Annotated in this window: 13 protein-coding genes; 6 read left to right on the top strand and 7 right to left on the bottom strand. The window is 62.5% G+C overall.

Annotated elements, in window-relative coordinates; genetic code table 11:
• Nucleotides 1–68: 68 nt before the first annotated feature.
• The 3 genes from E4T63_RS20575 to arsC are packed head-to-tail and all read right to left on the bottom strand — an operon-like array spanning nucleotide 69 to nucleotide 1,443.
• Nucleotides 69–494 carry a DUF2069 domain-containing protein gene (locus E4T63_RS20575; protein WP_135296356.1) on the bottom strand — a complete coding sequence of 142 codons (426 nt, stop codon included), beginning with the start codon at nucleotides 492–494 and terminating at the stop codon, nucleotides 69–71.
• Nucleotides 495–496: 2 nt separating this feature from the next.
• Nucleotides 497–1,093 (bottom strand): NAD(P)H:quinone oxidoreductase, encoded by a 597-nt coding sequence (gene wrbA / locus E4T63_RS20570; protein WP_115989123.1) that lies wholly within the window; start codon nucleotides 1,091–1,093, stop codon nucleotides 497–499.
• Nucleotides 1,090–1,443, bottom strand: a complete 354-nt coding sequence (gene arsC / locus E4T63_RS20565) for an arsenate reductase (glutaredoxin) (protein ID WP_134787104.1) — start codon at nucleotides 1,441–1,443, stop codon at nucleotides 1,090–1,092. Before arsC ends, wrbA begins: the two co-directional genes overlap by 4 nt.
• A gap of 114 nt (nucleotides 1,444–1,557) precedes the next feature.
• On the opposite strand from arsC, the gene E4T63_RS20560 reads away from it, so the two are divergent.
• Nucleotides 1,558–2,025 (top strand): TlpA disulfide reductase family protein, encoded by a 468-nt coding sequence (locus E4T63_RS20560; protein ID WP_096796797.1) that lies wholly within the window; start codon nucleotides 1,558–1,560, stop codon nucleotides 2,023–2,025.
• A gap of 210 nt (nucleotides 2,026–2,235) precedes the next feature.
• Here E4T63_RS20560 and E4T63_RS20555 read toward each other — a convergent pair whose 3' ends face one another.
• Complete coding sequence (locus E4T63_RS20555) at nucleotides 2,236–2,640, bottom strand: META domain-containing protein (RefSeq protein WP_098965082.1); 405 nt, start codon at nucleotides 2,638–2,640, stop codon at nucleotides 2,236–2,238.
• Nucleotides 2,640–3,074: a hypothetical protein gene (locus E4T63_RS20550; protein ID WP_025112952.1), complete on the bottom strand. Its 435-nt coding sequence runs from the start codon at nucleotides 3,072–3,074 to the stop codon at nucleotides 2,640–2,642. The genes E4T63_RS20555 and E4T63_RS20550 overlap by 1 nt, the downstream gene beginning before the upstream one ends.
• Nucleotides 3,075–3,207: 133 nt before the next feature.
• Between E4T63_RS20550 and E4T63_RS20545 the strand changes: the two genes are divergently transcribed.
• Nucleotides 3,208–3,648 carry a hypothetical protein gene (locus tag E4T63_RS20545; protein ID WP_098965080.1) on the top strand — a complete coding sequence of 147 codons (441 nt, stop codon included), beginning with the start codon at nucleotides 3,208–3,210 and terminating at the stop codon, nucleotides 3,646–3,648.
• Nucleotides 3,649–3,660: 12 nt separating this feature from the next.
• Here the strand turns inward: E4T63_RS20545 and E4T63_RS20540 are convergent, their stop codons facing one another.
• Both E4T63_RS20540 and E4T63_RS20535 read right to left on the bottom strand, forming a co-directional pair.
• Nucleotides 3,661–4,650: a 2-hydroxyacid dehydrogenase gene (locus E4T63_RS20540; protein WP_135296355.1), complete on the bottom strand. Its 990-nt coding sequence runs from the start codon at nucleotides 4,648–4,650 to the stop codon at nucleotides 3,661–3,663.
• An 83-nt stretch (nucleotides 4,651–4,733) separates the two neighbouring features.
• Nucleotides 4,734–7,487, bottom strand: a complete 2,754-nt coding sequence (locus E4T63_RS20535; RefSeq protein ID WP_098968440.1) for a response regulator — start codon at nucleotides 7,485–7,487, stop codon at nucleotides 4,734–4,736.
• A 217-nt stretch (nucleotides 7,488–7,704) separates the two neighbouring features.
• On the opposite strand from E4T63_RS20535, the gene E4T63_RS20530 reads away from it, so the two are divergent.
• The 4 genes from E4T63_RS20530 (at nucleotide 7,705) to rlmD (ending at nucleotide 12,319) form a co-directional block, all read left to right on the top strand.
• Nucleotides 7,705–8,427 carry a response regulator transcription factor gene (locus tag E4T63_RS20530; RefSeq protein WP_135296354.1) on the top strand — a complete coding sequence of 241 codons (723 nt, stop codon included), beginning with the start codon at nucleotides 7,705–7,707 and terminating at the stop codon, nucleotides 8,425–8,427.
• Nucleotides 8,414–9,838: a sensor histidine kinase gene (locus E4T63_RS20525; protein ID WP_027612302.1), complete on the top strand. Its 1,425-nt coding sequence runs from the start codon at nucleotides 8,414–8,416 to the stop codon at nucleotides 9,836–9,838. The genes E4T63_RS20530 and E4T63_RS20525 overlap by 14 nt, the downstream gene beginning before the upstream one ends.
• Nucleotides 9,839–10,040: 202 nt before the next feature.
• On the top strand, nucleotides 10,041–10,943 hold the full coding sequence (gene cysM / locus E4T63_RS20520) for a cysteine synthase CysM (protein WP_027612303.1): 903 nt from the start codon (nucleotides 10,041–10,043) through the stop codon (nucleotides 10,941–10,943).
• A complete protein-coding gene (rlmD, locus tag E4T63_RS20515) occupies nucleotides 10,943–12,319 on the top strand; it encodes a 23S rRNA (uracil(1939)-C(5))-methyltransferase RlmD (RefSeq protein WP_135296353.1) in 1,377 nt (458 codons plus the stop codon). Before cysM ends, rlmD begins: the two co-directional genes overlap by 1 nt.
• Nucleotides 12,320–12,361 lie beyond the last annotated feature (42 nt).

Genomic DNA, 12,361 nt, shown 5'->3' with positions numbered 1-12,361 from the left:
TTGTTGAAACACAATATTGTGATCGACACAAAAACTGTGGGAGCGAGCTTGCTCGCGAAGGCGTCAGCTCAGGCGACGGAAATCTCGCCTTCACCCGCCAGCTTGCGATTCAACTGATACCGCCACCGCACATACAGCAGCGCCGAGCAGAACAGCGCCAGGCTCGCGGCCATCTCCAGCACGCCAAACAGTTGCCGGTTCGGGTCATACGCTGCCAGTGCGCCCTTGATGAAATACAGATTCACCACAAAGCACATCCACGAGTGCGCACGCGCGTTGCCCATCAGCATGCCCGGCGCGAGGATCAGCCACGGGATCAGCTCGACCAGCAGGATCACCCACGGTCGGGCGCCGTGCAGGTCGGCGAACACCAGGTAGTAAGCGGCAAGCAGCCCGGCGAGGCCGAAGAAGCACAACAGGCTGACGATCCGCATCGCCTTGACGCGGGGTTCGAGCCACTCGACGGAGGGCAGGACTTTCGGCTTCTTCGCCACCCTTAGCCCTCCAGTTTTTGCGCGGTCTTGGCCAGGCGTGCGCCGAGTGCGCGACACAGCGCCATCTCGTGCTGATCGAGACCTTTTTTGCCATCGGCCCCGGCGTGATGACTGGCGCCATACGGCGTACCGCCGCCCTGGGTTTCCAGCAGCGCCGACTCGCTGTACGGCAGGCCGGTGATCAGCATGCCGTGGTGCAACAGCGGCAGCATCATCGACAGCAGGGTGGTTTCCTGGCCACCGTGCAGGCTGGCGGTGGAGGTGAAGACGCCGGCCGGTTTACCCACCAGAGCGCCGGTCAGCCACAGGTTGCTGGTGCCGTCGAGGAAGTACTTGAGCGGCGCGGCCATGTTGCCGAAACGCGTCGGGCTGCCAAGGGCGAGGCCGGCGCAGTTCTTCAGGTCATCGAGGGTGGCGTAGAGCGCACCGTCTTCCGGGATGTCCGGGGCGACCGCCTCACACTCGCTGGAAATCGCCGGTACGGTACGCAGGCGCGCTTCGAGACCGGCCTGTTCGACACCGCGGGCGATCTGCCGGGCCATCTCGTTGGTCGAGCCGTTGCGGCTGTAATACAGAACCAGAATGTACGGCGCGCTCACGGCAGCAGCTCCAGCACATTTTCCGGCGGACGACCGATCACAGCCTTGTCGCCGACTTCGAGAATCGGTCGTTCCATCAGTTTTGGATGCTGGGCGATGGCGTCGATCAATTGCGCTTCGCTGAGGCTTTCGTCAGCCAGCTGAAGCATTTTGTATTCATCTTCTCCGTTGCGCAGCAACTGACGCGCGCTGATCCCGAGCTTGCCGAGCAGTGCCTTGATTTGCACCGCATTCAGCGGGGTTTCGAGGTAACGCACCACGTTCGGGGTCAGGCCACGGGCCTCGAGAAGTTCCAGCGCGCCGCGGGATTTCGAGCAGCGCGGATTGTGATAAAGCGTCAGATCGGTCATGGCGGGTCGCTTCTGGCGTAAAGTGGCGGCTATTCTAACTGTGCAGCGCGCAATCCAGAACCTTCAGAGGCGATGGGTCGCAGGCGCATTCAATTTTTGACCAGGGAACATGACATGACACGGCGATTGGCAGCGGCATTGACGATAATCGGGGCGTTGATGCTGGGGGGCTGCGGCAATGACTACGGCATTGACCAGAATGGTCAGAAGGTTGCGTCCGAGCGTCTGGACAAACAATGGGTAGTCATCAATTACTGGGCCGAATGGTGTGGCCCGTGCCGCACGGAAATTCCTGAGCTCAATCATTTGGCTGACGAACTCAAGAGCAAGAACATCGGCGTGTTCGGGGTCAACTTCGACAACGTGCAGGGTGAAGACCTGAAGAGCGCCAGCGAGAAGCTGGGCATCAAGTTCACCGTGCTGGCGCAGGATCCGGCCGACCTGTTCGACCTGCCGCGCAGTGAGGCCTTGCCGGTGACTTACATCATCGACAACAAGGGCAAGGTGCGTGAGCAGTTGATGGGCGAGCAGACGGCGGCGGGGGTGATGGCCAAGCTGGAGGCGTTGCAGGCGACAAAGTGAGCTGCCTCTAAAGAGCAACCCTCACCCCAGCCCTCTCCCAGAAGGAGAGGGAGCTGACCGAGGTGTCAGGCGCTTCCATCGACCTGGAAGATCGTGTCGATTATGGATTCAGCGAAGATCCTTCAAGTCGGCGCACACTTTCAGAACCCCCCAATCAGTTCCCTCTCCCTTTGGGAGAGGGTTAGGGTGAGGGTTTGGCGTTCTTGAGGGTTAACCCTCTTCCAGCCACCAACGCAACGGCTTGCCTTCGGCCGGCCAGAAGCGCATCTGCTCGATCGGCGAGATATCCCAGCGCTCAACGCCTTGCAGCGCCTGCAGGAAGCGTTGTTCCTGCTCCATCAGCGCCGGGGCGCAGAGTTTGCGGGTCTTGCCGATCGGGCCGAAGCTCAGCTTGTCACCCTCGAGGGTGTACGGTGCGAACCAGTGGTTGCAGCCGCCATTGCCGTATGCGCGGCCATCGTCACCGAGGGTCACGGTCAGATGGCTGTAATCCATCAATGGCCGCTCGCCGATCCACTCCAGAATGTAGCTGCGATTTTGCTGCAATTGCACAGGCTCTGCGGCGCAGCCCACCAGAGCGGCACCGACCAGCAGCGGCAGGGCAAGGCGTTTCATCACGCAGGCTCCTGGCATTTCGGGCACAGGTGCTTGTCGCCGACGGCTTTCCAGCCCAGCTCGGCGATGCGCGCCGTGGCGGCCGGTTTCTCGGCGGTCTTGCCCAGCTTGGCGTCCACCGCGAACTCGAAGTTCAGCTCTTTGGCGCAGCTGTCGCAGTTGACCTGCCAGGTGTGGATCGCCAGTTCGCCGAAGACCGGACCGGTGGTCATCGCGGTCCATTGGCCCGGCGGATTGATCAGGTGGCGCACGGTGTCGACGGTCAGGCGCATGGACAAGTCCTTGCTGCCTTTGAGGGTGACCAACAGGACGTCACCGTTGCGGATCGAGCCACCGTTGCCGGTGACCTGATAGCGGCCCGGTACGAGGGCGCGGCATTCGGTGAGGGTGTGTTGCGGGTTCATCAGGGTGTAGCGGAAATCGTGTTCGACCATGGGTCCTCCAAATCTGCGCGACATGCTAGCACGGGCTGGATTGCAGGATGGCGTACACGTGCGACCTTCGATCCGGTTCAAATCGTCCGGCGCTCATGGCAAACTGCCGCCCTTCACTCTGAGGGAACGGAACATGGCGCTGATCGAATGTTATGAATGCAAGCGGAGCATCAGCTCGGAAGCAAAGGCGTGCATTCATTGTGGTGCTCCGATGGCGCAGCAGCATGAGCACACACCGGCGCAAGCCGCCGCCGCGACGATTTCATTTGGCAGCCTGCCGCGCAATAAATCCGTGCCCGAGGCGTTTATCCCGCCACCAGCCCCTGAGCCCGCGCCGCGCGTTTCACCGGCGGCGGTCGGTCGCCGCCGCCGGCAACCGGAACCCGCACCTCAACTTCAGCCCAACGCCGACGGTTCGCGTCCGGTGGAAGGCTGGTTGAAGATCATGGTGTTCCTGCTGCCGATGGTCTTTGTCTGGTTCCTGCTGCGTAACGGTCATTCGATGAAGCAGCGCTTTTTCGGTTTTGGCTGGCTGGCGTTGCTGATCCTGGCCTCGTCGCTGTCGCCGAAGTAAACCGGCAAGCCTTCAACCCTCGACCTGGTTCTGCGGTGCACCTGCAGCCCAGGTCGCGATGTTGTGCAGGGTGGTCGCGGCAATCGCGCCCAGCGCTTCATGGGTCAGAAACGCCTGATGCGCGGTGATGATCACGTTCGGGAAAGTCAGCAGCCGCGCCAATACGTCGTCCTGCAACGGCAAGTCGCTGCGATCCTCGAAAAACAGCTGCGCCTCTTCTTCATACACATCCAGTCCCAGATAGCCCAGTTGGCCGTCTTTCAAGGCGTCGATCAGCGCCGGCGTGTCGACCAGGCCGCCGCGTCCGGTGTTGATCAACATCGCCCCCGGTTGCAGGTGTGCCAGTGACTCGCGGTTGATCAAGTGTTTGCTCTGGGCGTTGAGCGGGCAGTGCAGGCTGATGATCCGTGACTGCGCGAGCAGCTCCGGCAGACTCAGGTAACGGGCGCCCAGCGCCACGATCTCAGGGTTTGGGTACGGGTCGTAGGCCAGCAATTGGCAACCGAAACCGTGCATGATTTTCGCGAACGTCGCGCCGATCTGCCCGGTGCCGACGATGCCCACGGTCTTGCCCACCAGATCGAAACCCGTCAGGCCGTGCAGCGTGAAATCGCCTTCGCGGGTGCGGTTGTAGGCGCGGTGCAGGCGTCGGTTGAGTGCCAGAATCAGCGCCACCGCGTGTTCGGCCACCGCATGTGGCGAGTAGGCCGGTACCCGCACCACGGCCAGCCCGAGGCGTTTTGCCGCGAGCAGATCAACATGGTTGTAGCCCGCCGAGCGCAGGGCGATCAGCCGTGTGCCACCGGCGGCGAGGCGCTCCAGCACCGGCGCACTGAGGTCGTCATTGATGAAGGCGCAGACCACCTCGTGCTGCTCGGCCAGGGCGGCGGTGTCGAGACTGAGCCGGGCCGGTTGAAAGTGCAGTTCTATCCCGGTCGGGCATTCGGCGCCGAGGAAGCTGTCGCGGTCATAGGTCTGGCTGCTGAAAACGAGCGTGCGCATGAATTCCTCCTGGAACGGGGTGGCGAGTCAGCGTTGACGGCCACCACTTTAACGGCGGATGCCGCTGCCGGCATTGCCGTGGATCAGGCGCTGATCCTGGCTTGCGTCGCGAGTCGATTGATCGCCCGCTCCAGTTCTTCCAGCGCCACCACTGCCTTCGGATCGCCCTGTTTGAGCAGGGTTTCACTGCGCTGACAGGCCGCGCGTAACTGCGGCACGCCACAATATCGGGTCGCACCGTGCAAACGATGCACGCGCTCGATCAGCGCGTTCTGATCGCGAGCTTCACTGGCGGCACGAATGGCTTCGCGGTCGGCCTCCAGCGAGGCGAGCAACATGGCCAGCATGTCGGCTGCCAGATCGGCCTTGCCGGCGGCCAGGCGCAGGCCTTCTTCGTGGTCGAGCACCGGCAACTCACTGCCACCCGCCGCGCTGTCGCTGGCCCGTTCCGTTCCTTGATTGCGCAAGGCCAGACCGGTCCACTTCAGCACCACTTGCGCCAGTTGCCGCTCGCTGATCGGCTTGGTCAGATAGTCATCCATGCCGCTTTGCAGCAAGGCGCGTTTTTCGTTGGCCATGGCGTGGGCGGTGAGGGCGACGATCGGCAGCGGTGTGCTATGCCGTTCGCTTTCCCACTGGCGGATAGTTTCGGTGGTCTGGCGTCCGTCCATGCCCGGCATCTGTACGTCCATCAGCACCAGATCGAAGGATTCGCTCTGCACCGCTTTGACTGCTGCGTAGCCGCTTTCCACGGCCAGAACCTTGGCGCCCATGTCTTCGAGCAGAGTCTGCACCAGCAACAGGTTGGCCGGGTTGTCGTCGACGCACAGCACTTTCGGTGCACGGCTCGACAGCGGTTCACCCGGCTCGTTGCGCGGCTGGCGTGGATTGGCCAGATCGGCCAACGCCCGACGCAGTTTGCGCGTGCAGGCCGGTTTCGCCTGGAGCTGGCTGTGCGGGTTGGGCACCGAGAGATGGAACAGCGTCTGTTCGGTGGTCGGGCACAGCACCAACACTTTGCAACCGAGGTGTTCGAGATCCCAGATGTGCTGGTTCAGGCGCTCCGGGAGCATGTCGTTGCTGGTGATGCCGAGCACCGCAAGGTCGATCGCCTGATCGGTCTGATGCGCGCCAGTGACGCCGTTGGTCAGGCTCTCCAGCGTATTGAACGGCGTGACGTCGAGGCCGCAGTCTTCCAGTTGATGCTGCAGCGCCTGACGTGCCAGTTCGTGATTTTCCAGCACCGCCACGCGACGCCCGAGCAGCGGCGGGCCCGGCAGGTCTTCGCTGTCGTCGCGGGTTTTCGGCAGGCTCAGGCTGATCCAAAATTCCGAGCCTTCGCCCGGGGTGCTGTCGACGCCGATTTCGCCACCCATCTGTTCGATCAGACGCTTGGAGATCACCAGACCCAGACCGGTACCGCCGGGTTGGCGCGACAGCGAGTTGTCGGCCTGACTGAATGCCTGGAACAACGCGCGCACGTCCTGACTCGACAGGCCGATGCCGGTGTCCTGAATGCTGATGCGCAACTGCACGCTGTCTTCGTGTTCTTCTTCAAGCATGGCGCGGGCGACGATGGTGCCTTCGCGGGTGAACTTGATCGCGTTGCTGACCAGGTTGGTGAGGATCTGCTTGAGGCGCAGCGGGTCGCCGACCAGTGACAGCGGCGTGTCGCGATAAACCAGACTCACCAGCTCCAACTGCTTTGCGTGGGCGGCCGGGGCCAGGATGGTCAGGGTGTCCTGCAGCAGATCGCGCAGGTTGAACGGGATGTGGTCGAGCACCAGTTTGCCGGCCTCGATCTTCGAGAAATCGAGAATCTCGTTGATGATCCCCAGCAGGCTGTCGGCGGACTTTTCGATGGTGCCCAGATAGTCGAGCTGGCGCGGCGTCAGTTCGCTTTTCTGCAACAGATGCGTGAAACCGAGAATGCCGTTGAGCGGCGTGCGGATCTCATGGCTCATGTTGGCGAGGAACTCGGATTTGATCCGGCTCGCCTCCAGCGCCTCTTTGCGTGCCAGATCCAGTTCGATGTTCTGGATTTCGATGGTTTCCAGATTCTGCCGCACGTCTTCGGTGGCCTGATCGACGCTGTGCTGCAGTTCTTCGCGAGCGTTCTGCAGGGTGCCGGCCATGCGGTTGATGCCCGAGGCGAGCTCGTCCAGTTCCTGACTGCCGAGCGGTGGCAGGCGGGTTTCCAGATGACCGTCCTTGAGCTGGGCAACCGCCTGTTTGATCTGGCTCAGCGGGCGGTTGATGGTGCGGCCCATGCGCAACGCGAGCAGGGCCGCGCCCGCCAGACCGGCGGCGATCAGCAGCAGGCTGGCAAACAGGCTGCGATAACCGCGCAGCAGCATGCCGTTGTGCGACAGCTCCAGTTCGACCCAGCCGAGCAGACGGTCGGATTCTTCGGGGATCAGATCACCAGCGAGGTTGCGATGCTTGCCGAACACCGGCATCAGGTAACGGGTGGCGTCATTGCCGCTGCGCCGTTGCAGTTGTGCACTGTCACCGCTGGGCGCCTGATTGAGCATGGTCGGGCCGGCGTGCGCCAGCGGTGTGCGGTCGGGGGCGAGGAAGGTGACGGCGCGCACGTCAGGCTGTTCGAGGGACTGGGTGGCGATGCGTTCGAGCAGATCGGTGTTGCCATGGCCCATGGCGGGCGCCACCAGCGGCGCCAGTTGTTCGGCGATCATTTCACCGCGCTGCATCAATTGGGTCTGCAAATCGGACTGTTGCATCCAGGTGAAATAGCCACCGAGCACCAACGCCATCAGGCTGGTGGGCAACAGGGTCAGCAACAACACGCGACCTTTGATTCCCAGTTTCTTGAGCACACCCATCTCCTGCATCCCGCTGAACTGTTGACTCGCACGTGCGTCCGGCACGCGACATTGGCGCAGTGTAGCGATTTGCAGGCGGGCAATCTTCGGAAAAATCATGTCGCCATTGGTCGGCGCGGCCTGGCGCGTTTGTCCGGCCGGTCAAGCTTGGGTTGCCCGATGGCGGGCAATCTTGAATAATCGGCCAACTGAGAATTATTAGCAGATACTCATGACTCCTGTTTCCACCGACCTGCCACGCATTCTCGCCATTGAGGACGACCCGGTGCTGGGCGCCTATGTTCACGAGCATCTGGGCCGCAGCGGATTTGCGGTGACCTGGTGCCAGAACGGTCAGGAAGGGCTGAACATTGCGCGTCACCAGCCGTTCGACGTGGTGCTGATGGACATTCTGCTGCCGGGGCTCGACGGCCTGAAGGTGCTGACGCAATTGCGCCAGAGCCATTCGACGCCGGTGCTGCTGATGTCGGCGCTGGGCGCCGAGGCCGATCGCATCAGCGGTTTTCGCCTGGGCGCCGATGATTACCTGCCCAAGCCGTTCAGCATGGCCGAGCTGCATGTACGGATCGAGGCGATCCTGCGCCGGGTGGCGCTGGATCGGCGCCCGGCAGCGATTGCCCCGGCTACGATCCACGGCGCGCTGCGTTTCGACGACGAACAGTGCGAAGTCTTCTATAACGCACAAGCCGCCGGCCTGACCCGCAGCGAATACCGTCTGCTGGAAACCCTCAATCGCAACGACGAAGAAGTGCTGAGCAAGGCCTTCCTTTATCAGCATGTGCTGCAACGCGGCTACGCGGCCCACGACCGCAGCCTTGACATGCACATCAGCCAGATCCGCCGCAAACTCAAGGCCATCGGTTACGCCGAACGGGAAGTGCGCACGGTGTGGGGCAAGGGTTATGTGCTGAGTGCCACCGATGAAAGTCTCTGACCTGCCGGGGCGGCATTCGCTGTTCTGGAAACTGGCGTGTCTGCTGGTAGCGTTCTGTCTGTTGATGATCTGGCTGAGCTGGTCCTGGGGCCGCTACATGGAAGAGCGCAACCAGTATCTCTCCGACGAGGCGCGCGGCACCCTCAGCCGCTATGCCGGCGAAGCCGAGCGCGCGTGGCAGCGCGGTGAGCGTGACGGGGTCGATAACTGGTTGCAGAGCATGGAGCTGCGCGAAGCCGCCTGGGTCGGGGTGATCGACCGCAATCTGCAGTCGTTGAGCAGCGATCCGCTGGATGAACAGGAAATCCAGCACCTGACCTTTTTGCGCGGCCTCGACTGGCCGATCCACAAGCAAGGCCGGCCATGGCTGCGCGTACCGTTTCCGCAGAATCCGTCTGCCGGCAGTCTGGTGATCGAGTTGCCCGAGCGCTTCCTGCCGGGGAAATACCGGGTGTTTTGGCGGGTGATCACCAACGGGGTGATTCCGGGGCTGTTCACTCTGTTGCTGTGTGTCGGCCTGTATCGCTTGCTGGTGGTGCCGCTGAACAATCTACGCAAGCAGGCCAATGCGTGGCGTGCCGACCAATTGAATGTGCGTCTGTCGAGCGGCATTACCCAGCGCCCGGACGAACTCGGTGAACTGGCGCGGGCCTTCGATTCAATGTCCGAACGCCTGCAATCCACCGTCGCCCTGCAACAGCAATTGCTGCGCGACCTGTCCCATGAACTGCGCACGCCGCTGAGCCGGCTGCGGGTGGCCAGTGAAAGCGAACAGGATCTACGGCAACTGCGCGAGCGCATCAGCCGTGAAGTCGACGGCATGCAACGACTGGTCGAAGACACCCTGCAACTGGCGTGGCTCGACACCGAGCGTGCGCCGCTGCCGGACGAGGCGATCCAGATTCAGGCCTTGTGGGAAATGCTCACCGACAATGCCTGTTATGAAAGCGGCTGGCCGAGCCTGCAATTGCAGTGCGCGGTGCCGGCGTCGTGCTGGGTGCGCGGCAACCTCAATACTTTGGCGCAGGCGCTGGAGAACATCCTGCGCAACGCCATTCGGCATTCGCCCGAGGGCGGCATCGTGCGCCTCGATGGACGGCGTGACGGCGATTACTGGCATTTATGGCTGGAGGATCAGGGCGGCGGGGTGGCCGAGGGCGATCTGCAACGGATCTTCTCACCCTTCACCCGCCTCGACGGCTCGCGTCCGGGGGATGGTGGTTTTGGACTGGGGTTGAGCATTGCGAGGAATGCGGTGCAGCGTCAGGGTGGGATGGTGTGGGCGGAGAATGGTGGGGCGGGGTTGCGCTTGAATTTTCGGCTGATTGCCGATGACGGCGGCGTGACGGCTGACGCCTTCGCGAGCAAGCCCGCTCCCACAGTGGATGTGGGGCGTCCGCAGATTGTATAACCAACACCGCCACCCTCCTGTGGGAGCGGGCTTGCTCGCGAAGGGGCCCTTCGATTCACCGCTGAACTCAAAAGTCGCACCACCGGTGCGACATTCATCTGCTTATTCCCAGAAACCATAAGCACCGCACTTTGCGTGATATGGCCTGCGAACGTTTGCCGGTATGATAGGCGCCCCCGCACGTCTGGATTGCGAATACGCCATGACCCTGCAGTACCCAACCATCGCCGATTGCGTCGGCAACACTCCGCTGGTGCGTTTGCAGCGCCTGCCCGGTGCCACCAGCAACACCCTATTGCTCAAGCTCGAAGGGAACAACCCGGCGGGCTCGGTCAAGGACCGTCCGGCGCTGTCGATGATCACCCGTGCCGAACTGCGCGGGCAGATCCACGCCGGCGACACGCTGATCGAAGCGACCTCGGGCAACACCGGGATTGCGCTGGCCATGGCCGCCGCGATCAAGGGTTACAAGATGATCCTGATCATGCCGGACAACTCCAGTGCCGAACGTAAAGCGGCGATGACCGCTTACGGTGCCGAGCTGATTCTGGTCAGCCAGGAAGAGGGCATGGAAGGCGCTCGCGATCTCGCCCAGCGGATGGAAGCCGAAGGTCGTGGCAAGGTGCTTGATCAGTTCGCCAATGGCGACAACCCTGAAGCGCACTACACCACCACCGGCCCGGAAATCTGGCGTCAGACCCAGGGCACCATCACCCATTTCGTCAGTTCGATGGGCACCACCGGCACCATCATGGGCGTCTCGCGCTACTTGAAAGAGCAGAGCGACAGCGTGCAGATCATCGGGCTGCAACCGATGGAAGGCTCGGCCATTCCCGGTATCCGTCGCTGGCCGCAGGAATACCTGCCGAAGATCTATCAGGCCGACCGCGTCGACCGCATTGTCGACATGGCGCAAAGCGAAGCCGAGGACGTCACCCGGCGTCTGGCCCGCGAAGAAGGCATCTTCTGTGGCGTGTCCTCGGGCGGTGCGGTGGCAGCGATGCTGCGCCTGTCCAAAGAAGTTGAAAACGCGGTGATCGTCGCGATCATCTGCGACCGTGGCGACCGTTATCTGTCGACCGGCATTTTCGACGCGCCCAACTGATGGCCAAGCACGAGAGAGGCCTGCGCTTCCAGCCCACTGGCGGCAGCAAGGCCGCGCACATTCCGACTGGCAAAAAACAGCGCTTGAACATCGAGCGCCTGGCCAATGACGGTCGCGGCATCGCGTTTTTCGAAGGCAAAACCTGGTTCGTCCTCGGCGCCCTCGCCGGTGAAGAGGTCGAGGCGCGGGTGCTTGGCGCCCGCGGCAAAGTGGTCGAGGCGCGCACCGAGCGCGTGTTCAAGGCCAGCGAGTTGCGTCGCCCGGCAGCCTGTCAGCATGCCGGCCGCTGCGGCGGGTGCAGCGTGCAACACTTGCCCCACGCCGAGCAGCTTGCCCTGAAACAGCGCATGCTCGCCGAGCAGCTGTCGAAGGTCGCCGGGGTCGCGCCTGACGAATGGGCTGCGCCGTTGACTGGCCCGGAATTCGGCTATCGCCGCCGCGCGCGGATCGCCGTGCGCTGGGACATGAAAGCCAAGCAGCTTGAAGTCGGTTTCCGCGCTGCCGGCAGCCAGGACATCGTCGCCATCAACGAATGCCCGGTGCTGGTACAGCCCTTGCAGCCGATCATGACCCGCTTGCCGGAGATGCTCCGTCGTTTGAGCAAACCGCAGGCGTTGGGGCATGTCGAGTTGTTCAGTGGTTCATCGCTGGCGGTGTTGTTGCGACACATGGCGCCGCTGTCCGAAGCCGACCTGACGATCCTCAAGGATTTCTGCCAGTTCCATGAAGCGCAACTGTGGCTGCATGGCGACGGCCAGCCGCAACCGGTAGATGCCACGCAGTCGCTGGGTTATCGCCTGGAGCAGTGGGATCTGGATCTGGCCTGGCGCCCGGGGGATTTCATTCAGGTCAACGCCGGGGTCAATGAGGCCATGGTCGCGCAGGCGCTGGACTGGCTGAAGCCGACCGGTGACGAGCGCGTGCTCGACCTTTTCTGCGGTCTGGGCAACTTCGCCTTGCCGCTGGCCAAAAGCGTGCGTGAAGTGGTGGCGGTAGAGGGCGTGCAGACCATGGTCGACCGTGCCGCTGCAAATGCCGCTAGCAACAATTTGCATAACACAAAGTTTTTTCAAGCCGATTTATCCCAGCCTTTGACCGATGCTCAGTGGATCGGAAACGGCTTTTCTGCGGTACTCTTGGACCCACCGCGTGACGGTGCTTTCGAGGTGGTGCGCAAGCTCGCGACCCTGGGTGCCAAACGGTTGGTGTATGTATCGTGCAACCCTGCAACTCTGGCGCGCGATACGGTCGAATTGATCAAGCAGGGCTACCGGTTAAAACGTGCCGGGATTCTCGATATGTTTCCTCAGACGGCACATGTCGAGGCCATGGCGTTATTTGAAGCGAGCCAGGATGGCTCGTCTGAATCCGTCTGACCTGTCCGGGCGGCGCTCGCTTTAGCCCTGCGAGCGCATACG

It is taken from the genome of Pseudomonas fluorescens (genome assembly GCF_004683905.1).
Classification (GTDB): domain Bacteria; phylum Pseudomonadota; class Gammaproteobacteria; order Pseudomonadales; family Pseudomonadaceae; genus Aquipseudomonas; species Aquipseudomonas putida_A.
The sequence above is the reverse complement of the archived record's forward strand: the minus strand, read 5'-3'. Positions and strand labels throughout refer to the sequence as shown.